Below are 20,935 nucleotides of genomic sequence, written 5' to 3'. Positions count from 1 at the left end.
GGCGGGACCGGTCCGGTGGCCCGCTCCCGGGGGGAGTCGGAGCGGGCCACCGGAGTCTCAGGGCCGCTGCGCCCGGCGGGGGTTGAACACCCACACCCGCAGCAGCAGGAACCGCACCACGGTGGCGAGCGCGTTGGCCGCCACCAGCGCGGCCAGCTCGACCGACGGCCCGGCCTGCGCGTGCGCCAGGTGCAGGGCGGCGATCGCCCCGCTGCTCAGCGCCAGCCCGAGCACGAACGCGATACCGCCCTCCACCTGGTGCTTCAGCGCGTCCTGACGCCCGGTCACCCCGAAGGTGAAGCGCCGGTTCGCCGCGGTGTTGGCCACCGCCGTCACACCGAGCGCCAGCGCGTTGGCGAGCAGCGCGGGCAGCAGCTGGCGCAGCCCCAGGAAGAGCAGCACGTACGCCAGCGTGGAGAGCGTCCCGATCACCGCGAAGCTGGCCAACTGCCAGCCCAGACCCGGCGCCAGCCGCGCCTGCCGGACCCGGTCGGGGAGTTCCACCCGGCCGGTGCCGGAGAGCGAGCGGCGGGCCACCCTGGCCATCCCCCGCAGGTCGTCCAGGGCCGTCCGGACGATGTCCACCCGGCTGTCCGGATCGTCGACCCAGTCCACCGGCACCTCGTGGATCCGCAGTCCGGACCGCTCGGCCAGCAGCAGCAGCTCGGTGTCGAAGAACCAGGCGTTGTCCTCGACCTCCGCCAACAGCTCCCTGACCACCTCCGTCCGCCCGGCCTTGAACCCGCACTGGGCATCGGAGAACTTGGCGGCCATGGTGGCCCGCAGCAGCAGGTTGTAGGTGCGCGAGATGAACTCCCGCTTGGGCCCGCGGACCACCGCCGAGCCGCGGTGCAGCCGGCTGCCGATGGCCAGGTCGCTGTGGCCGGACAGCAGCGGGGCGACCAGCGGGAGGAAGGCCTCCAGCCCGGTGGACAGGTCGACGTCCATGTACGCGACCACGTCCGCCTCGCTCTCGCCCCAGACCTGGCGCAGCGCCCGGCCCCGGCCCTTGAGGTCCAGGTGCACGGCGTGCACCTGCGGGATCTCCTGGGCCAGGGCCGTCGCCACGGCCCAGGTGCCGTCCGTACTGGCGTTGTCGGCGACGGTGATCCGGTACGGGTAGGGGAAGGTCTCGTCGAGGTAGGCGTGCAGCCGGCGCACGCACCGTTCGACGGTGTGCTCCTCGTTGAAGACGGGGACGACCACCTCGACGGAGCGCACCCGCTGCCTGCTCCGTGCGACGGGCTCGGCAGCCGCCAGGGTCACGCCGTTCGTCATGGGCTGAGTCATGCGAATGAGATTCACAGCCCGTGATGGGCCCGCGATGATGGGAGGCTGAGAGCACGCTGAGAACCGCCTCCGCTCCACCCTGTGTTCCGAATTGCTCTGCCGATCAACGGGAGATGGCCGATGTCAGACAAGCAGCTCAGCTCCGACGTGCTGGTCGTGGGCGCCGGTCCCACCGGGCTCCTGCTGGCCGGTGACCTGGCCGCCGCCGGGCTGCGGGTGACCGTGCTGGAGAAGCGCGACGGCGAGTCCAACCTGACCCGTGCCTTCGCCGTGCACGCCCGGACGCTGGAGCAGTTGGACGCCCGCGGACTGGCCGACGACCTGATCGCGACCGGCGCGGCGCTCGGCTCGCTGCGGCTGTTCGGCCGGCTGCGGGTCGACCTGGGGCAGCTGCCGACCCGGTTCCCGTTCGTCCTGATCACTCCCCAGTCGAACACCGAGCGCCTGCTCCAGGAACGGGCCCTGAAGGCCGGGGCGACGATCCTGCGGGGCACCGAGGTGGTCGGCCTGCGCCAGGACGCCCACGGCGTCACGCTGACCGCCCGGGAGCCCGGCGGCGACGGCCGGAGCGCCGGGACGGGCGCCGGCACCGAGCACCGGGCGCGCTACGCGGTGGGCACCGACGGCGTGCACAGCAGCGTCCGCGATCTGCTGGGGATCCCCTTCCCGGGCGAGTCGGTGGTCAACTCGGTCCTGCTGGCGGACGTCCGGCTGGAGCGCGAGCCGCAGGACGTGATCACGGTCGGCGCCACCGACGCCGGGTTCGCCTTCCTGGCCCCGTTCGGCGACGGCTGGTACCGGGTGATCGCCTGGGACCGGGCCCGTCAACTGCCGGACGACGCACGGGTCGCACTGCCGGAACTGGCCGAGCTGACCCGGACGGTGCTCGGCACGGACTACGGCCTGTACGACCCGCGCTGGCTCTCGCGTTTCCACAGCGACGAACGCCAGGTGCCCAGTTACCGCTCCGGCCGGGTGTTCCTGGCGGGCGACGCCGCGCACTGCCACTCCCCGGCCGGCGGCCAGGGCATGAACACCGGCCTGCAGGACGCCGCCAACCTGAGCTGGAAGCTGGTGGCGGCCCTCCGCGGCTGGGCCCCGGACGCGCTGCTGGACACCTACCAGACCGAGCGCCACCCGGTCGGCCGGGCGGTGCTGCGCAGCTCCGGCGCGCTGATCCGGCTCGCGCTCGCGCAGTCCGTACCGACCCGGGCGCTGCGCTCCGCGCTGACCTCGGCCGCGGACCGGCTCGGCCCGGTGGGCCGGCTCGGCGCCCGGCAGGTCTCCGGGCTCGCGGTGCGCTACCCCGCACCGCCGGAGGCCCACCCGCTGACCGGGCGCCGGCTGCCGGACCTGCGGCTGGCGGTGGACCAGCCGGGCGGGCCGTCCCGCCTGTACGAGGCGCTGCGGGCCGGCCGCGCGGTGCTGATCAGCAACGACGAGCTGTCGGTGGCCGAACCGTGGGCGGACCGGGTCGTGACGGCGGCCCCGGCCGATCCGCACGGCAAGCTGCGGGACGCCGTGCTGCTGGTGCGGCCGGACGGCTACGCGGCCTGGGCGTCGGTCGACCCGACCCGGGGCGAACTCCGGACGGCGCTGACCCAGTGGCTCGGCCGACCGGCGGAGTGAGCCCCGCGGGGAAAACTACCGGGTGACCTTTTCGTAGTGCCGGGCGGCTTTCGCCCGGTTTCCGCAGACGGCCATCGAACACCAGCGGCGACGGCCGTTCTGCGATGTGTCGAAAAAGTGAAGAATGCAGCTGGGGTGGGCGCACGCCTTGATGCGGTGCGCACCCTGGTCGAGCAGTTCGAGGTAATTGTCGGCGGCGAGCCAGGCGGCCAGCCACTGGTCCCCGTCCACCTCGACGCTCTGCTGCGGGCCGGCCCCGGTGAGCCGGCGGCGCAGCCGCCCGTGCGCGAGGACCCGGTTGAGCCCGTCCGGCGGCGCGCCCTGCTGCCGGTCGGCCGCGTCGACCAGTTCCTGCAGCGCCGTCCGGACGGTCAGCACGGCGGCGAGGCTGTCCCGGTCCACCGGGCAGCGCTCGGCGAGGCCGTTGGCGGTGAGCCAGATCCGGTAGCCGTCGAGGTCGGCGAGCAGGTCGTTGACGGGGGTGCCGGCCCAGCGCGTGTTGAGCAGATCGAGGGCGAGCGGTTCACCGATCAGCGGGCGCGGGTCGCGGGGGTCAGCCATGCGGTCGAGTGTAACTCCGCCCGGCCCGAACCATATTCACTGTATTTCGCCGGGCGAATTCAGTTGATGAATTCACCGTCCACAGTTGACTGTTTTTTAGTAAGCAATTGCTCCACCATGGGCCTCTTTACCGGAATTCTCTGTCAGGGTCTGGTCAGCGTTTTCGAACCCGGAACGCCCCACACTTTCCGGAGGAGCCCGTGCGACCCCGCTCGCTCGCCCTTTCCGCGGCTATCGCCGTCCTGCCGCTCACCGCCTTCTCCCTGGGCGTCTCCACCGCCCAGGCCGCGCCGGCCCCCCACGCCGCCGCCCGCGTCTCCCTGCCCGGTACCGTCACCCCCGCGGTGGCCCGTTCGCACAAGCAGGGCGACCTGCCCGCCGCCCAGCAGCTGTCGGTGGCCGTCGGCCTCAAGCTGCGCAACACCGCCGACCTGGACCGCTTCCTGGCCGCCGTGTCCACCCCGGGCACCGCGGAGTACGGCCGGTACCTGACGCCCGAGCAGTTCACCGCCGCCTACGGCCCGACCCAGGCCGACGTGGACCAGGTCCGCGCCTACCTGACCTCCCAGGGCCTGTCCGTCTCCTCGGTCAGCGCCAACCGCCAGGTGGTGAACGCCCAGGGCACCGCCGAGCAGCTGGCCAAGGCCTTCGGCACCCACGAGAGCTCCTACACCGACCCCCAGCAGGGCAACCGGACCTTCTTCGCCAACGACGCCGCCGCCTCGGTGCCGGCCTCGCTGGCCGACGTGGTCGAGGGCGTCTCGGGGCTGAACAACCACACCGTGCGCACCGCGCAGCTGGCCAAGCCGAACGGCGCGACCCCGCACGCGGCGCCGAGCGGCTTCGGCCCGGCGCAGTACGACGGCGCCTACAACCTGGGCAAGGTCGGCGCCGACGGTACCGGGGTGACCGTCGCGCTCTGGGAGTTCGACGGCTACAAGTCGGCCAACCTGACCACGTACGACAACCAGTACGGCCTGTCCGGCCCGGCGGTCAGCACGGTGTCGGTGGACGGCGCCAACTACGACGCCACGCCGGGCGAGGGCCAGGGCGAGGTCGAGCTGGACAGCGAGATCGTCCGCGGCGTGGCGCCCAAGGCGACCCAGCTGGTCTACGAGGCGCCCAACAGCGACCAGGGCGAGATCGACATGGCCGCCAAGATCGTGGCGGACAACCGGGTCTCGGTCATCTCCATCTCCTGGGGCTCCTGCGAGCCGGACACCACCGCGTCCTCGATGACCGCGGTGAACAACTCCTTCAAGCAGGCCGCGGCCCAGGGCATATCCATCTTCTCGGCCTCCGGGGACGACGGCTCGCGCGACTGCACCCGCTCGACCAGTGGGTCCTCGGTGAAGGCGGTCGACTTCCCGGCGTCCAGCCCGTACAACACCGGCGTCGGCGGCACCAACCTCAAGGTGAGCGGCAACGCCTACTCCTCCGAGAGCGCCTGGTCCACCGCGGGCGGCGGCGTCTCCACCCAGTTCGCCAAGCCGAGCTGGCAGACCGGCACCGGCGTGAGCGGCACCATGCGCACCGTCCCGGACGTCTCCTCCAACGCCGACCCGGCCAGCGGCTTCGCGATCTACACGGTCGGCGGCTGGCAGGTCTACGGCGGCACCTCGGCGGCCGCGCCGCTGTGGTCCGGCTACACCGCGCTGTACAACCAGAAGGCCAAGGCGGCCGGCAAGACGGTGCTCGGCGAGGCCAACCCGAAGCTCTACACGCTGGCCAACTCGGGCAGCTACGGCTCCGTCTTCCACGACGTCACCAGCGGCAGGAACCAGGACTTCTCCACCAAGGCCGGCTACGACCAGGTGACCGGCTGGGGCACCCCGGTCGCCGACGCACTGACCACCGCGCTGCTCGGCGGCACCACCACGCCGCCCGGCACGTGCACCGCCGGCCAGCTGATCGGCAACGGCGGCTTCGAGACGGGCACCGCCGCCCCCTGGAGCGCCTCCACCGGCGTGGTGGACAACGCCAGTGGCGAGGCCCCGCACGCCGGCTCCTGGAAGGCCTGGATGGACGGCTACGGCTCGGCGCACACCGACACCCTGTCGCAGACCGTCACGATCCCGGCCGGCTGCAAGGCCACCTTCAGCTTCTGGCTGCACATCGACACCGCGGAGACCGGCTCGACCGCGTACGACAAGCTGACCGTCAAGGCCGGCTCGACCACGCTGGCGACCTACTCCAACGCCAACGCGGCCACCGGGTACGTCCAGAAGAGCTTCGACCTCTCCGGGTTCGCCGGGCAGAGCGTCACGCTGACGTTCACCGGCGTGGAGGACTCCTCGCTGAAGACCAGCTTCGTGATCGACGACGCCGCGCTGGCCATTTCCTGACCTTTCCTCAGGGAAGCCGTGTGGTTTAGACCTCAGCACCTGCTCGGACCTGGTGGGTTCCGGGCAGGTGCTGTTGTTTCCACAATGTTTCAAGATCCATTGATTTTTCGATTCCTTGTCGTGACCACTGTCATATGTCCAAGTTGATGACGTAACCTCTGGCCGTGCGTAGGGTTCCCACAGCTCGGTGGCACAACTCTCGGCGCAGGTGCGCGCCGGGCTGAACCCGCCGAACTCACCTGGTGGGGAAGGTGTCGGGATGGGCTCACAGCAACCGCAGCAGGCCGGCCGCCTGCGGCTGGTCGGCCGCAGGGACAACGGGGCGGCGGCTCCCTCGGGCCCGGCGTCCGGCACACCGGGGCCCACGGCCCCCAGAACACCGCCCGCCGCTCCGGTGAGCGGGTTCGCCGACACCCTGAACGCCTCGATCGAGGCCAGCGGCCTCAGCCTCGACCGGATCCGGTCCGCGCTGGCCAAACAGGGTGTCAGAGTCAGCGTCACCACACTCAGTTACTGGCGCCGCGGGCGCAGCCAGCCCGAACGCGCCACCTCGCTGCGCGCCGTCCAGCTGCTGGAACAGCTGCTCGGCCTGCCGCCGGACTCCCTGATCGCCCAGCTCGGCCCGCCGCGCCCGCGCGGCCGCTGGGTCACCCCGCCCTGCCCCGACGCCCTGCGGGTGGAGGACGTCTGGCCGGGTGAGCAGGAGATCAGCGAGGTCTTCCTGGAGCTGGACGCCCCGCCCACCGGCCAGCTGGAGCGGCTGTCGATCCACGACTCGTACTTCGTCAACGCCGACCGCCGCGGCTACCTGCTGCGGATGCGCCAGGTGGTCCGGGCCACCGTGAGCGAGGTGGCCCGCTGCGTGGTGGTGCACAAGGCGGACGAGGGCGCCGTCGGCTGCCCGGAGATCACCTCGGTGCGGCACGCCCGGCTGGGACGGGTCCGCCGCCGGCCGGAGAACGGGCTGCTGGTGGCCGAGCTGCTGCTGGACCGCCCGCTGGGTCTCGGCGACTCCACCGTCTTCGAGTACGAGGTGGCGATCCCGGACACCGGGCAGACCACCGACTACGGACGCTTCTTCGCCGCGCCGGTCCGCGAGTACGTGCTGCAGGTCCACTTCGACCCGGTCTCCGTACCGGCCCACTGCGAGCGCTTCGACCGTGACCCGGGCGCCGAGGTGGACCGCCAGCACCAGCAGCTCTGGATCGGGGCCTCGGCCAGCGCCCATGTGCTCTCGCCGGACCAGCAGCCGGGCCAGGTCGGCATCCGCTGGCAGTGGGAGTGATCTTCTAACCGGTACACAATCTCATAGCGGTTGACCCTCGATGGACTAACCATTACTGTCTTCAGTAACGGTTAGCCAATCGGGCCGACCCGTCGTGGGAGCGAGCCGCATGTCCGACACCGCCACCGACACCGCCACCGCGCCCGTCCTGCCCTCCCTGCAGACCGGCCACATCGGGCTGAACGTCACCGATCTCGACCGTTCCACCGCCTTCTACCGGCAGCTGCTCGGCCTGGACCTCACCTCCGAGGGCACCGCCCCGGAGCGCCGCTTCGCGATGCTCGGCCGCGACGGCCGCCTGGTGCTGACGCTCTGGCAGCAGTCCAGCGGCGCCTTCGACCCCGCGCGGCCCGGCCTGCACCACCTCTCCTTCCAGGTCGACTCACTGGAGGAGGTCCGGGCCGCCGAGCGGGCCCTGCGCGGGCTCGGCGCGGACTTCGCCCACGAGGGCGTCGTGCCGCACCGCGAGGGATCCGCCTCCGGCGGCGTCTTCTTCACCGACCCGGACGGCATCCGGCTGGAGATCTACACCCCGTCCGGCGTCGACGGCACCGAGGCGAAGGCCCCCGCCGGCGAGGCCCCCACCTGCGGGTTCTTCTGATGAACGGCACGGCGGGCCGGTACCACCCCGGCGAGCGCGCCGTGCAGCGCCGGACGGGACAGCAGGAGCGGGCGGACCACGTGGGACGGTCCATCGGGGACGTGATCCCACCGGTGGCCGCCCGCTTCCTGGCCGAGCGGCGCACGCTGGTGCTGGGCGCCGCCGACCGGGCCGGCCGGCTCTGGGCCACCACCCTCGGCGGCCCGGCCGGCTTCCTGCGGGCGGCCGACGAGCACACCCTCACGGTCGCGGCCCTGCCGACCCCCGGCGATCCGCTCGCCGAGTCCCTCGCCCGCGGCGCCGAGGTCGGCACCCTCGCCCTCGACCCGGCCGGCCGGCGCCGGATGCGGGTCAACGGCCGTGCCGTACCGGACGGCCGCGGCGGCCTGGTGGTCACCGCGGAGCAGGTGTACGCCAACTGCCCCAAGTACATCCAGCGCCGCAGCCCGTCGGACTCCCCCGCCCGGCCCGGCACGGCCACCGCGGGCACCGCCCTGACCCTGCCCCAGCAGCTGGCGGCGGCCACCGCCGACACCTTCTTCATCGCCACCGCCGACCCAGACGGCAAGGTCGACGCCTCGCACCGCGGCGGCAACCCGGGCTTCCTCACGGTGCACGGCCCGAACCGGCTGAGCTGGCCCGAATACCCGGGCAACACCATGTTCATGACCCTGGGAAACCTGGAGCTGAACCCCGCCGCCGGCCTGCTGGTCCCCGACTGGGAGACCGGCGCCGCACTGCTGCTCACCGGCCGCGCCCGGGTCGACTGGACCGATCCGGCCGCCCCGGTGGTCGGGTACACGGTCACCGGCACCGTCCATCTCACCCACGCGACCGCGCTCACCTGGACCGAGCCGGAGTACTCCCCGGTCAACCCGCCGGCCGCCTGAGGAGGGTCCGGCCCGAGTCCCTTCTGTTAGACGCCGTGCTCTTCGGCGGCCGGACGGACTCCTCCCGCACCCGCTACACCGCGTACGAGCAGACCAGGCCGTCCACCCTCACCCGGGCGACGCCGTACGCGTACTGGAGCAACTCCGGCGCCTACCTGCCGTACCGCTACCGGGGCCTCGACACCTGGAGGCGGTTGTTCGGCTTGACCTGGCCTGTCCGGTCAGACCGGCTCCGGCCCGGCGGCGCCCCCGCCGTGCACCCGTACCCACGCGTGCATCGCGATGGCGGCCGCCGCGCCGGCGTTGATCGAGCGGGTCGAGCCGTACTGGGCGATCGAGCAGACCGCGGTGGAGTGCTCCCAGGCGGCCTCGGTCAGCCCGGGCCCCTCCTGGCCGAACAGCAGCACGCAGCGCTCGGGCAGCTCGAAGGTCTCGATCGGCACGGCGCCCGGCAGGTTGTCGATACCGATCAGCGGCAGGCCCTGCTCGGCGGCGAAGGCGGCCAGCGAGGCGACGTCCTCGTGGTGGCGCAGGTGCTGGTACCGGTCGGTGACCATGGCGCCGCGCCGGTTCCAGCGGCGGCGGCCGACGATGTGCACCTGCTCGGCGAGGAAGGCGTTGGCGGTGCGCACCACCGAGCCGATGTTGAAGTCGTGCTGCCAGTTCTCCACCGCGACGTGGAAGCCGTGCCGCCGGGTGTCCAGGTCGGCCACGATCGCCTCGTGCGTCCAGTACCGGTAGCGGTCGACCACGTTGCGCCGGTCGCCGGCGGCCAGCAGCGCCCGGTCGTAGTGCGGCCCGGCGGGCCAGGGCTCGGGGTGCGGGCCGACGCCGATCTCCCGGTCGTCCGGTGCGAAGGCCTCGTCGTACTGCTCGCCCGTCAGGGGCACACCCGTCTCTGTCACGCCTCCGAGGGTACGGGCCGGCCCGGCTCGGCCGGGCGGCGCGGTCGCACCGCCCGCTCCAGCTCGGCCACCGCCTGCATCAGCAGCCGGGCCCCGGCCCGGGCGACACCGCCCCGGTCCTCGGCGCCCGACTCCGGCGGCAGCGCGGCCAGCCGGGCGTCCCACTTCTCGTGCGCGGCCCGCAGGCCGGAGAAGTCGGGCGGCTGGCCGAGCAGCACGGCGGCCGCGCCGATCGCGGTGGCGTCCCGCAGCTCCTCGGCGAACTCCTCGGTGCCCGGCAGCGGCGGGCTGTCGGCGGGCGGCAGGTGGGCCTCCATCAGCATCGCGCCGCGGCCGAGCAGCGCGACCGCGGCCCGGGCCCGGTCGAGCTGCTTGCGGGGGAGCTCGGTCAACCGGTCCGGGTCACGGTGCGGCTCGGCGTCCGCCCGCTCCTGGGCCTGGAGCATCTCCGACCGGGTCTCCCGAAGGTCCAGCAGCGCCTCCCCGACCGCCCGGACCCGCCGCTCGCCCGGGTCGCCGAGCGCGCGCACCACCGCCGCCGCGTACCGGCCTGCGGCGGCCAGGTACTCGGCCAGCCGCTCGGGCAGCCGGGCCGTGTGCCAGGTCGGGAAGAGGGCGTACGCGCCCAGCGCCACGGCGCCGCCGAGCAGGGTCATGGCGACCCGGTCGATCGCCGTCTGGGTCGGGTCGACGTCCTCCAGGCCGAGCAGGAAGACCACGTACCCGGAGATGCAGGTGGTGGTCAGGGCGTACCCGGTGCGCATGGTCAGGTAGGCCCCGGCGATGAAGACCACGGCCAGCGCGGCCGACAGCCACTCGCCGGGGTCGAACAGCCGGACCACCAGGGTGGCCAGCGCGACACCGGCCACCGTGCCGGCCAGCCGGGCGACGCCCCGGCTGTAGGTCTGGGCGAAGTCCGGCCGCATCACCATGGCGGCGGTCATCGGCGCCCAGTAGCCGTGCCGGACACCGAGCAGCCGGGCCACCACGTAGGCGCCGGTGACCACGGACGACAGCCGTACGGCGTGCTGGAAGACGGCCGCGTGCGGGTCCAGCTGGCGGCGGACGGTCCGCAGCGCGGAGGGCAGGACCCGCAGCAGCGGCGGGCGGTGCAGCCCGGGGCCGGTGGCCGGGCCGCTCACGGTCGACTGGTCCTGCTTGTCGAGGCTGTCCACGGCCCTGCTGAGCAGGCCGGACAGCCGCCGCGCGGAGCGCCGGGCGGCCCCGGCGAGCGCGGGCTTGTCGTCCGGCCTGAACAGCGCCAGCGAGGGGGTGGACCTGGGCGGCCGGTACGAGTCGCCGGAGCGGATCGCCCGCGCGAGGGCGTCCAGCACTTCGGCGGCGGCGGCCAGGATCTCCCGGGCCCGGTCGCGGGCCGGTCCCTCGGCCGGGGCGCCGACCCGGGGGTCGGCCAGCGCGGCCAGCGCCGGGCGGACGTTCTCCGCCACGCCGCGCAGGCCCCGCAGCCCGGCCGGCCGGCGCCGCTGTTGCCAGGGTGTCAGCTCGGCGGCCTGGCGGGCCAGGAAGAACGGCTCGGGGTCGACCTGCGCGGTCGGGTCCTGGCGCAGCCGCCGGGCGTAGTCGGCGAGCGCGGCGTAGGTGTCGGCGAGCGCGGCGCGCTGGGCGCCCCAGCTGTCGATCGGCCAGAGCGTCACGACCAGGGCCTGGGCGGCGCCGCCCAGCGCGCAGAGCAGCCCGTGGCCGAGCGCGGTCTCCACGCTGACGGGCAGTTGGACGACCACCAGCATCACCGAGACGGTGGTCGCGGCGACCACGCCGCCGGTCGGCCCGACCGCCCAGGCCATTCCGGCGCCGAAGGCCCACAGCGCCAGCAGGACGGGGAAGGCGCCGGGCACGCCGACCGCGAGGTAGCCGAGGAAGGTGCTCAGGCCGAGGCCGATGCCCGCCGCCACCGCGAGCGAGGTTCGGGGCCGGAAGCTGCGCTGGAAGGTCGCGGTGCCCGCGATGAAGGCGCCCATCGCGGCCGAGGTGGCGAGGGCGGGCCCGGCCAGGGCCAGGGCCGGGAACACCACCAGGGCGACGGCGAGGGCACCGCGGACCGCCCGGCGGGGGTCGGAGAGGGCTCGGTCCAGGGTCAGCCCGGCCTTCGCGGTGTCGCGAAGCGAGGCGAACCAGGGCATAGCGGGAGCTTATCCCTCGCTCGGCGCCGGGTCCGGCCTCCCGCGCAGCACCCGGCGGTGCACCTGGCGTTCCGTCCACAGCAGGGCGCCGGTCGGCAGGAACACCGCGTCAGCCGCGATCATCGCGAGCGAGAAGAACGGCAGGCCGAGGGTGACCGCGATCGCCAGGTGCTCGGCCATCATCAGGGCCAGCAGCGCGTTCTTCAGCCTCCGGTTGGCCAGCGTGAAGGGGAATCCGACCTGGAGGACCACCGTGCCGTAGGAGAGCAGAAAGGTCAGCAGCAGGCTGGAGCCGAGCAGCCCGGACATCCCGGGCCAGGGGGTGAAGTAGTCCAGGTGCAGCGGGTAGTGCAGCGCGGTGCCGTCCTGCCAGCGCGAGCCCTGCACCTTGTACCAGCCGGCCGTGGAGTAGATCAGCACCACCTGGCCCGCGATCACCAGCAGACCGCAGTTGTGCAGCATGGTGGCCAGCGCGTCCAGCACCGCCCGCGGCTCCCCGACCGGCCCGCGCGGCGGCCGGCGCCGGGCCCGGCGGGCGTCCAGCGACCAGGCCCGGCCGCAGCGCACCAGCAGCAGGTAGATCGCCATCAGGTGGACGACGTTGTCGCCGCCGTCGCCGACCAGCACGTTGCGGTTCTGCAGTGAGACGGCGGTGACCGCGAACAGCAGGCTGCTCGCCCTGGTCCGCCAGCCGAGCCCGAGCAGGACGGCGGCCAGGATGCCCAGGTGGTAGACCAGCTCGAACCACAGGTGCGAGTCCGACCAGGCGAGCACGGTGAAGGCGTGGGTCTCGCCGAGCAGCCGGTCGGCCAGTGCGGCCGACCACGGGGAGCGGTCGCCGTACAGCTCGCGGCGGTTCGGCCACTCGCGCAGCAGGAAGCCGCCCCAGGCCAGCGCGGTGCCGATCCGCACCACGGCGGCCTGGCGGGGGAGCCAGGTCCGGGCGGTGAAGGCGTCGAAGAGCCGCTCGAACCGGGTCGGCGGAGGCGCGGACCGTGCCGCCGCGGGATCCGCGCCCCCGTCGGCGCCGTGCTCCCGCGCGGCCTGCGGGGGGATGCCGACGAGCAGCTGACGCTCCGTCTCCCGGTCGGGTATCGGGCCGCTCACGCCAGCCCCCGGAAGTCGTCCTCGGCCACCGGCCACCAGGGCAGGTCCTGGTACTGCACCCCGGTGTCGGCCTGCTCGCGGCTCCAGGCCGGCGGCGCGACGGTGGCCGAGCCGATCCGGAACTGGATCTGCAGGACCCGCTCCCCGCCCACCGTGCGGCCCAGTCGCTGCAGCGCGATCCGCTTGAGGTACTCCTCGGCGAGCTCGCCGCGCGGCCCGTTGCCGGTGCTGCCGTCCTGGGTCGGGTGGGTGGACTGGTAGAAGTCCAGGGCCCGGCGCAGCATGTTCTGGTCGAGGTGGCTGGGGGCCGGGTTGCCCCGGATCGCGGCGATGTCCTGGGCGGTCAGCGCGGCCCAGTCCCGGGTGTGCACCTCGCCGTCGTCGGCGATCGTCTGCACCCGGGCGTCTGCGGTGATGTTCTGCTGCAGGGGGTTGGGCGCGAACAGCTTCCAGTTCTGCTCGAACTCGGGGTACACCACCGCGTCCAGCTCCTGCCGGTACTCCTGGGAGAGGGCGTTGGCGGGCGCCGCGTGCAGGAAGAGCGCCCCGAGGAAGAGCCCGGTGCCGCCCAGCAGCGCGGCCCCGGACAGGCAGATCACCGCCAGGGCGGGGGTGGACCAGACGCGCACGGCCCTCTCCTCCCACGGTCACCGGTGCTGCTGCCCGGTCATCCTGCCCCAACCGGGCCCGCCCGCGACAGGGGGATCCCCGCGCAGCCCGGGGCCCGCGGGCTCAGAGCACGAAGGCGTCCCGGCCGTCGGTGCCGGTCATCGGACGGCCGGCGGACTCCCAGGCGAACATGCCGCCGTCCACGTTGACCGCCTCCCGGCCCTGCGCGACCAGGTACTGGACGACCTGCGCGGACCGGCCGCCGACCCGGCACAGCACGTACAGCTTCTCGGCCGGCAGCTCGTCCAGGCGGGCGATCACCTGGCCGATCGGGATGTGCAGCGCGCCGTCGACGTGGCCGGCGTCCCACTCGTCCTGCTCGCGGACGTCGAGCAGGAGGGCGTCGACGGGCACCGAGGCGGCGTCGGTGGTGGGGATGTGCTGAGCGGACATCGTCGGATTCTCCTGGGATTCACGGGGTTGGCCGTCACCATTGTGACCGGCGTCGCCGAGCAGCCGCTCCAACTCGGCCCGCTGTTCGGCGGCCCGGGCGAGCAGGCTCTCGGCCAGCTCCTCCAGCAGCCGCTCCGGCTCGTGCGGGGCCAGCAGCAGCAGCTCGCCCATGGCGGTGCGCTCCAGCCGGACCTGCTCGGTGGCCAGCTGCCCGATCTTGCCGGTCAGCCACTCCAGCCGCTGGCGCAGCCAGTCGGGACGCTCCGCGGCGTCGGCGGCGGGCGCGGCGTCGGGGTCGGTGGACCACTCCTCGGCCAGCTGCTCCAGCGCGGTGGTGTCGCCGTGCGCGTAGGCGTCGTTCACCCGGGCGATGAAGGCCGAGCGGCGCTCCTGCTCGGCCGGGTCGGTGGCGAGGTCGGGGTGTGCCCGGCGGGCCAGCTCGCGGTAGACCCGCTGGGCCTCGCGGTCCGGACGGACCTTGCGGGTCGGCTCCGGCTCCACCTCGCGCAGGCTCTCGCCCAGCTCGGGGTCGGCCGGCGGCTCGACCCGTGCCCTGGCCTCGACCGCCCGGCGCAGATCCTCCGGGTCACCGGTCCGGGCCGCGACCGCCTCGGCGATCAGCGCGTCCAGCTCGTCCAGGCTCGCGTACAGCGGGCCGAGCAGCTGGTGGTGGACGAGCGCGAAGTTGTCGATCTCGACCCGCAGGGTCTCCACGTCGACCTCGAGGGTCAGCCAGGCCAGCTCGGTGGCAGCCACCAGCTCCTCCAGCCGCTCCCGCTCCGGGTCACTCCACCGCGCCGGGCTCTCCGTGCTCACCTGCTCGCCTTCGTCCGGTCGACCTGGGTCCGGCCTGCCACCCTACCGGGGCCTCGGCCCGCCGAACCGCCGCAGCGAACGGGTGAACCGGAAGCTCCCACCGGCGCACAATGCGTGACACGCAACTGATACTGACGAATCTCCTCGATTCGCTGTCGGACCCGGGCCGGTCCGTGCTTCGCTGGAGGACGCACCGGGTCGCACCGCACGTACGGACGAGTGCCGAACGGTCGGCGGTACGACACACCGGGCACGGGTGCAGCAGGACAGGCAGGAGCGGCCGAAGACCAGTAAGCCCAGCACGCCGCCCCCATCACAGCGGGGCCGTCGCACGGCACAGCGGCCAGGCGGGAGCAGACCGAATCCATGGTGGACGAGCCCAACTCCACACCGAATCCAGGAGCCGAGCCGCCGCTGCCCTCCGGCGGCCCGGCCGCCACCGGCGCCCACCCCGCGGGGGTCGTGGCGCTGCTGCGGGTCGCCTCGGTGCTGGTCGACCCGGACGGCCGGATCGCCCAGTGGGACCGCGCGGCCGAGGAACTGTTCGGACACCGGGCCGAGGTCGCCTGCGGGCGCAACGCGATCGGGCTGCTGCCCGCCGTCGAGCCCCGGCCGGAGACGGCCGGCCCGCACCCCTCCGCCACCGGGCGCCGCTGCGACGCCTTCGCCACCCTCGACGACCTGACCCAGCTGGACACCCCGTGGGCCGGCGCGATGGCGGTCAGCGACCGCGAGGACCGGCTGCGGGACATCCTCTGGTGGGCCTACCCGCTGATCGAACCGGGCGGCCGCGGCCTGCTGGTACTCGCCACCGACGCCCGCCCGCTGCGCACCACCGGGCTGCGGATCGCCCTCGGCGAGCGGCTGCTGCCGTACGCGGCCGCACCCACCGCCCCCGGGCGCCCGCTGCGGGTGGCGGCCGCGTTCGCCCCCGGCGCCGCGCAGGGCGCGGCCGCGCTGGAGTCACTGCTGCCCAAGGGATCCGCCGAGCGCCGGCAGCGGCTGCTCGCCCAGCTGGTCACGGCCGGACTGCCCGCCCTGTGGGTCGACTCGGCCACCCTGCTCCCGGTCATGCCGTACCAGGCCTCGGTCACCGGCACCGCCCGGCTCGCCGCCGGGATCGGCCGCCGCTACCCCACCCCGCAGCAGCGAGCCGCCCAGCCCAGAGCCACCCGCCGGCCGCCCGAACCGGACCGGCCCGGCGTCGGACGCGCCACCGCCGCCGAGCCCGCCGGGCCGACCGGGGACGGCGCCCCCGACGGCACCACCGCCCCCGGACCGAACGGCCGCCGGATCCTCGGACTGCAGGACGCCACGGGCGACGACGGCGGTCGGGCCCTCGGCAGCACCATCCCCGGCCAGCGCGACGCGGTCGGCACCGGCGACGACACCGATCCGGGAGGCCCCACCATCGAGCCCGCAGTCAACGGCCGCCTGCCCGTCCGCGACGCCGAGCTCCCCGGTCGGCCACCCACGCCCGCCGAGCCGGTGGACGGCGTCGAGGTGGTCCGGGGCACCCCGGACGGCGACCAGCTGGCCCTGCTGAGCGAGGTCGGCGGCCGGGTCGGCACCACCCTCGACCTGGACACCACCGCCCGGGAGCTGTGCGACGTCCTGGTCCCCCGGGTCGCCGACTTCGCCTGTGTCGACCTCCTGGACGGACTGATCTCCGACTCCGAGCTGCCCCGCGACCGGCCGGACGACTCCACCATGCTGCGCCGGGTGGCCCGGGTGTTCAACGCCGGCTCCGGGAACTGGAACCACGTCCTGGACGAGGGCCGCCTGCTGGCCATGCCCCGCTCGACCCCGCCGGGCCTCGCCCTGCAGGAGAACAAGCCGGTACTGGTCCCGGTGATCACACCGGACGTCGCGGTCGAGTACGCGGCCTCGCTCGGCGGGCCCGAGCTGGTCCCGCTGGTGGTCGACCGCTCCATGCTGGTGCTGCCGCTGTCCGCCCGCGGCACCGTCCTCGGCATCCTCAAGCTGCTGCGCCTGGCCGACCGCGGCCCCTTCACCAAGGCCGACGCCGACACCCTCAGGGAACTCGCCGCCCGGGCCGCCCTCTCGCTGGACAACGCCCGGCTGCACCGTGCCGAGTCCAAGGTCGCCACCACCCTGCAGCGATCGATGATCCCGACCCGCCCGCCGAAGATCCCCGGTGTCCAGGTGGCCCACCGCTACCTGCCGGGCGACCCGAAGGCCGAGGTCGGCGGCGACTGGTTCGACGCGATCCAGCTGCCCGGCAGCCGGGTCGCCCTGGTGGTCGGCGACGTGATGGGCCACGGCCTGCACTCGGCCGCCGCGATGGGCCGCTTCCGTACCGCCATGCAGACCCTCGCCGCCCTCGACCTGCCGCCCGGCCAGCTGCTGCGCCACCTGGACAACCTGGCCCACAAACTGGGCGACGACCACCTGGCCACCTGCCTGTACGCGGTCTACGACCCGATCAACCGGACCTGCGAGCTGGCCAGTGCCGGCCATGTGCCACCCGTCCTGGTGCACCCGGACGGGCGCGGCGAGCTGCTGGAGATCCCGGAGGGCGCGCCGATCGGCGTCGGCGGGGTGCCGTTCGTGGCCAAGAAGATCACCGTCCGGGACGGCTCGATGCTGGTGCTCTGCACCGACGGGCTGGTCGAGGTCCGGGGCGGCGACATAGGGGAGGGGCTGGCCGCGCTCTGCGGCAACCTGATCGACCCGAAGAAGTCCCCCGAGGAGGCCTGCGACACCGTCCTGGAGCGGCTGCACACGGACGACCGCAAGGACGACGTCGCCCTGCTGGTCGCCCGGTTCGACGGCGTCCCGCCGACCGAGGTCGCCACCTGGCGGCTGACGGTCGACCAGACCGAGGTCCGCCGGGCCCGCCGGCTGGTCCGCGAACAGCTCGCCGTCTGGCAGTTGACCGCGCTCACCGACACCGTGGAGCTGCTGGTCAGCGAGCTGGTCACGAACGCCGTCCGGGTGGCCCGCGCCGACGTCCAACTGCAGCTGATCCGGGTGGACAAACTGCTGGTCGAGGTCAGCGACGACAACCACAACCTGCCCTCGCTGGAGCCCGCCGAGTCGATGGACGAGAACGGGCGCGGGCTCAACCTGGTGAGCAAGCTCGCCGAGCGCTGGGGCACCGCCCGCAAGGCGGTCGGCAAGGTGGTCTGGTTCGAGATGGCCCTGCCGCGCAGCTGAACCGCGGCCGGGCCCACCGGCCGCGGTACCGTCCGGGCCCTACCGGCCGAGCGCGCCCGCCGGGGTACGCCGGGCCGCCTCGGTGGCGACCGAGGCGGCGGCGCCCACCCCGGCCAGCACCCGCGGCCAGAAGTCCCCGAAGACCTCCAGCGCCGCGGCGATCAGAGCGGCCGTCAGCAGCGCCACCACATGCTCCAGCCCGGCCAGGTTGGGCAGCAGGACCGCCTCCACCACCATCACCATCGCCACGGTGCCGCCCGTCCACCAGGCCCGGGTGCGGAACGCGATGCAGACCGACAGCGCCACCACCGCGGCCGAGGGCCCGGTGTCGCGGACGTGCGCCACCCACTGCGGGAAGCCGAACAGGTGGTCCGGGCCGATCGCCACCCCGACCCGAGCGAACAGCGTCCCGGCCAGGGTGCAGACATAGGCGACCACCAGCGTCAGCCGGCGCCCCAGCACGATCTCGGCCAGCCCGAACACCACGAACACCTGCGCCAGCGCCCCCCAGACCGGCAGGTCCAGCGCCGGCACGTACAGCGAGAGCGGCGTGCGCAGCAGCGACACGTCCAGCGGCAGCGAGGCCTTGACCACGCCGATCCCGGAGACGAACTTCGCCCCGCCGGGCAGGTGCTGCACCACGCTGAAGAGCAGGATCAACAGGGTCGCCACGGTGGCCAGCGGAACCGAGAGGAACCGCCTGCGCCGCACATGTGCCCTGACCACCGCGAACAGGACTCCCCATTCGGCGACAGCGGCCCGCCCGACAATCGCCGGAAGCCCCTTTCGCACGCCCCCCGCGTGGGTAAATTCCCTCACAGCCGACCCGCTCCCCGTTCGCGTTCCAGAAAACCCCGACACTGAGGCTGCACCGCCCGAACCAAGTCTTGGTTCGAGCACTACATCTACGGTAAGCAGCGGCTAAACCGAAGGCATCACCACAAGTGGCGAACCGCTGTCATCCTCAGGTCGGACACGCTCCCCCATTCGCCCCCGACGGACCCCCCGATCGGCCCCGCCGTCTCCACCCTCGGGATTCCCTCCGCCCCCCGGCGGAGGGATCACCCGACCCCGTGCCGTTCCGCCGACTACGCCTTCGGAGCTGCGGCCGCGGCCGCCGCCCCGACATGCCGACGACGGAACAGCGCGGGGAGGCTCGGAACGGTGATGAAGCCCTCGGCCCGCGCACTCGCGATTCCGATACGCGGGATCTCACTGCTCTTCTCGAACAGCAGATAGCGGGGCTCCCAGATCGGGCGATACTTCGCATTGGCCCGATAGAGGGACTCGATCTGCCACCAGCGGGAGAAGAATCCCAGCACCGAACGCCACAACCGCAGAACCGGGCCGGCACCGAGCTTCGAGCCCCGCTCGAATACCGACCGGAACATCGCGAAGTTCAACGACACCCGGGCCAGCCCGACCTCCGCGGCCCGTTGCAGCAGCTCGATCACCATGAATTCCATCAGGCCGTTCTCGCTGTCCCGGTCGCGGCGCATCAGATCCAGGGAGAGACCGTCGCGCCCCCACGGCACGAAGCTCAGCAGCGCCCGCAGCTCACCGTCGCCGTCATGGCACTCCAGCATCACGCAGCGCCCGTCGTCCGGGTCGCCGAGGCGGCCCAGCGCCATCGAGAAGCCCCGCTCGGTGGCACCGTCGCGCCAGTGGTCGGCCCGCTCCACCAGCGAGGCCATCTCCGCCTCGGGAATGTCCTCGTGCCGCCGGATCCGGACGGTGTACCCGGCCCGCTTCACCCGGTTGTACGCCTGCCGGACCACCCGCATCGCGCGGCCGTCCAGCGAAAACTCGTCCAACTCGACGATCGCCTCGTCGCCCAGCTCCAGCGCGTCCAGCCCGTGCCGGGCGTAGATCACCCCGGCCTCCTCGGAGGCACCCATCACCGCCGGCACCCAGGCGTGCTCCCGGGCCTCCCCCAGCCAGGCCTCGATCGCCCCCGGCCAGGCCTCCGGGTCGCCGATCGGATCGCCCGAGGCCAGCGAGACCCCGCCCAGCACCCGGTAGGCGACCGCCGCCTTGCCGCTCGGCGAGAACACCACCGCCTTGTCCCGGCGCAGCGCGAAGTACCCCAGCGAGTCCCGCTCGCCCTGACGGTCCAACAGGCCCCGCAGCCGGGCCTCGTCCTCGGCGCTCAGCAGCTCCTGGCCGCGCGGGCTGCGGAACGCCACGTACAGCACCAGCAGGAAGAGCACCGCGCTCATCGCGTTGATGAAGGCGTTCACCCAGGTCGGCACGGAGATCACACCGGCCACGTGCTCGGACGGGGTGACGGTGACCATCCGGGCGATCGAGTAGACGAAACGGTCGCCGAAGTCGGCGCCCGGAATCGTGTTGGTGGCCGCCACCAGCACCGAACCGACGCCGCCGCCGAACAGCAGGCCGGCGAGGAAGGTCGCCACCGCCGTCTTCGGATTCGAGCGGTCGCCCTTGGAGGTGAATTCCCGCCGGCCGAGCAGCAGGGCCACCACGAACAGACCGGTGGTCACCGTGGAGAAGTAGTTCAGCGGGTGGTCGGCGAAGTGCCCGCCGGGGACCAGCATCAGCACCAGGTACGCCACGAAGAACAGCCCGGCCAGCGCGGTGTTGAAGATCCAGGCGGCCCGCTTGCGCCGCCGCATCGCCACCGCCAGGAACATCGAGAGCACCACCGTGCTCAGACCCGCCGTCACCAGATAGGGCGTGAAGTACTCGCCCTCGTTGTGGGTGCGCACCTGCTCGCGGAACGGCACCGCGAGCACCGCCACCAGGTTGAGCAGGGCCATCAGTCGCAGGTACCAGACCGTCGCCGCGGCGCCGCGGCCGCGCCACGGTGCCATCGGCCCGGGGTCGGCGATCTGTGCGGCAGAGCCGGCGGACGGGGCCGTCTTCACAGTGGACACAGCTCCAATTCCAAGCGATCGGACAGGGGCACGCATCCGCACGACACCCGCAGGGGGCTCAACCCGGGCCCGATTCGGCCGGGGCGCCCATCGGCCCGCGACAGGGGCCCATCGCTTACCATCGTGGCCCACCCCGGATGAGAATTACGTGAATCCGGTAGCGGATTCCGACCCCCGCCGATCGGCGGGGGTACCATCCGACCGCCTGCCGGGCCACCGGCCACGG

The 20,935-nt window shown here is 73.4% G+C and carries 15 protein-coding genes; 6 read left to right on the top strand and 9 right to left on the bottom strand.

Annotated elements, in window-relative coordinates; genetic code table 11:
• Positions 1–57: 57 nt before the first annotated feature.
• Entirely contained in the window at positions 58–1,290 is a 1,233-nt protein-coding gene (locus tag OG871_RS20135; RefSeq protein ID WP_371498348.1) for a glycosyltransferase, read from the bottom strand.
• Positions 1,291–1,410: 120 nt separating this feature from the next.
• Between OG871_RS20135 and OG871_RS20130 the strand changes: the two genes are divergently transcribed.
• Positions 1,411–2,919 carry an FAD-dependent monooxygenase gene (locus OG871_RS20130; RefSeq protein ID WP_371498347.1) on the top strand — a complete coding sequence of 503 codons (1,509 nt, stop codon included), beginning with the start codon at positions 1,411–1,413 and terminating at the stop codon, positions 2,917–2,919.
• A gap of 15 nt (positions 2,920–2,934) precedes the next feature.
• Here the strand turns inward: OG871_RS20130 and OG871_RS20125 are convergent, their stop codons facing one another.
• Entirely contained in the window at positions 2,935–3,480 is a 546-nt protein-coding gene (locus OG871_RS20125; RefSeq protein WP_371498346.1) for a CGNR zinc finger domain-containing protein, read from the bottom strand.
• A 200-nt stretch (positions 3,481–3,680) separates the two neighbouring features.
• On the opposite strand from OG871_RS20125, the gene OG871_RS20120 reads away from it, so the two are divergent.
• The 4 genes from OG871_RS20120 to OG871_RS20105 all read left to right on the top strand — a co-directional run bounded on the left by OG871_RS20120 (position 3,681) and on the right by OG871_RS20105 (position 8,601).
• On the top strand, positions 3,681–5,825 hold the full coding sequence (locus OG871_RS20120) for a protease pro-enzyme activation domain-containing protein (protein ID WP_371498345.1): 2,145 nt from the start codon (positions 3,681–3,683) through the stop codon (positions 5,823–5,825).
• 259 nt (positions 5,826–6,084) lie between these two features.
• Entirely contained in the window at positions 6,085–7,110 is a 1,026-nt protein-coding gene (locus tag OG871_RS20115; protein ID WP_371498344.1) for an XRE family transcriptional regulator, read from the top strand.
• 109 nt (positions 7,111–7,219) lie between these two features.
• Positions 7,220–7,711 (top strand): VOC family protein, encoded by a 492-nt coding sequence (locus OG871_RS20110; protein WP_371498343.1) that lies wholly within the window; start codon positions 7,220–7,222, stop codon positions 7,709–7,711.
• Positions 7,711–8,601 carry a pyridoxamine 5'-phosphate oxidase family protein gene (locus OG871_RS20105; protein WP_371498342.1) on the top strand — a complete coding sequence of 297 codons (891 nt, stop codon included), beginning with the start codon at positions 7,711–7,713 and terminating at the stop codon, positions 8,599–8,601. The genes OG871_RS20110 and OG871_RS20105 overlap by 1 nt, the downstream gene beginning before the upstream one ends.
• Before the next feature lie 221 nt (positions 8,602–8,822).
• Here the strand turns inward: OG871_RS20105 and OG871_RS20100 are convergent, their stop codons facing one another.
• The 5 genes from OG871_RS20100 to OG871_RS20080 form a co-directional block, all read right to left on the bottom strand.
• The gene (locus tag OG871_RS20100; protein ID WP_371498341.1) at positions 8,823–9,506 is read right to left on the bottom strand and encodes a TrmH family RNA methyltransferase; all 684 of its coding nucleotides are present in this window, start codon (positions 9,504–9,506) and stop codon (positions 8,823–8,825) included.
• Entirely contained in the window at positions 9,503–11,647 is a 2,145-nt protein-coding gene (locus OG871_RS20095) for an FUSC family protein (RefSeq protein ID WP_371498340.1), read from the bottom strand. Before OG871_RS20095 ends, OG871_RS20100 begins: the two co-directional genes overlap by 4 nt.
• A 9-nt stretch (positions 11,648–11,656) precedes the next feature.
• Positions 11,657–12,754, bottom strand: coding sequence for an HTTM domain-containing protein (locus tag OG871_RS20090; protein WP_371498339.1), 1,098 nt, complete (start codon positions 12,752–12,754; stop codon positions 11,657–11,659).
• Positions 12,751–13,383, bottom strand: a complete 633-nt coding sequence (locus OG871_RS20085) for a DUF5819 family protein (protein ID WP_371498338.1) — start codon at positions 13,381–13,383, stop codon at positions 12,751–12,753. Before OG871_RS20085 ends, OG871_RS20090 begins: the two co-directional genes overlap by 4 nt.
• A 103-nt stretch (positions 13,384–13,486) precedes the next feature.
• Positions 13,487–14,632, bottom strand: coding sequence for a rhodanese-like domain-containing protein (locus tag OG871_RS20080; protein ID WP_371498337.1), 1,146 nt, complete (start codon positions 14,630–14,632; stop codon positions 13,487–13,489).
• A 366-nt stretch (positions 14,633–14,998) separates the two neighbouring features.
• On the opposite strand from OG871_RS20080, the gene OG871_RS20075 reads away from it, so the two are divergent.
• Entirely contained in the window at positions 14,999–17,812 is a 2,814-nt protein-coding gene (locus OG871_RS20075) for a SpoIIE family protein phosphatase (RefSeq protein ID WP_371498336.1), read from the top strand.
• A gap of 39 nt (positions 17,813–17,851) precedes the next feature.
• Here the strand turns inward: OG871_RS20075 and OG871_RS20070 are convergent, their stop codons facing one another.
• A complete protein-coding gene (locus OG871_RS20070; RefSeq protein WP_371498335.1) occupies positions 17,852–18,484 on the bottom strand; it encodes a hypothetical protein in 633 nt (210 codons plus the stop codon).
• 416 nt (positions 18,485–18,900) lie between these two features.
• Positions 18,901–20,646, bottom strand: a complete 1,746-nt coding sequence (locus OG871_RS20065; protein WP_371503363.1) for a phosphatidylglycerol lysyltransferase domain-containing protein — start codon at positions 20,644–20,646, stop codon at positions 18,901–18,903.
• Between the last annotated feature and the right edge of the window lie 289 nt (positions 20,647–20,935).

Origin of the sequence: Kitasatospora sp. NBC_00374 (assembly GCF_041434935.1) — a bacterium.
Lineage (GTDB): Bacteria > Actinomycetota > Actinomycetes > Streptomycetales > Streptomycetaceae > Kitasatospora.
The sequence above is the reverse complement of the archived record's forward strand: the minus strand, read 5'-3'. Positions and strand labels throughout refer to the sequence as shown.

Excerpts from the sequence above, each read along its gene's own strand:
- OG871_RS20105 (WP_371498342.1), top strand. The coding sequence starts at position 7,711 with ATGAACGGCACGGCGGGCCGGTACCACCCCGGCGAGCGCGCCGTGCAG.
- OG871_RS20075 (WP_371498336.1), top strand. The coding sequence starts at position 14,999 with ATGGTGGACGAGCCCAACTCCACACCGAATCCAGGAGCCGAGCCGCCG.
- OG871_RS20115 (WP_371498344.1), top strand. The coding sequence starts at position 6,085 with ATGGGCTCACAGCAACCGCAGCAGGCCGGCCGCCTGCGGCTGGTCGGC.
- OG871_RS20065 (WP_371503363.1), bottom strand. The coding sequence starts at position 20,646 with ATGGCACCGTGGCGCGGCCGCGGCGCCGCGGCGACGGTCTGGTACCTG.
- OG871_RS20135 (WP_371498348.1), bottom strand. The coding sequence starts at position 1,290 with ATGACTCAGCCCATGACGAACGGCGTGACCCTGGCGGCTGCCGAGCCC.
- OG871_RS20125 (WP_371498346.1), bottom strand. The coding sequence starts at position 3,480 with ATGGCTGACCCCCGCGACCCGCGCCCGCTGATCGGTGAACCGCTCGCC.
- OG871_RS20110 (WP_371498343.1), top strand. The coding sequence starts at position 7,220 with ATGTCCGACACCGCCACCGACACCGCCACCGCGCCCGTCCTGCCCTCC.
- OG871_RS20130 (WP_371498347.1), top strand. The coding sequence starts at position 1,411 with ATGTCAGACAAGCAGCTCAGCTCCGACGTGCTGGTCGTGGGCGCCGGT.
- OG871_RS20095 (WP_371498340.1), bottom strand. The coding sequence starts at position 11,647 with ATGCCCTGGTTCGCCTCGCTTCGCGACACCGCGAAGGCCGGGCTGACC.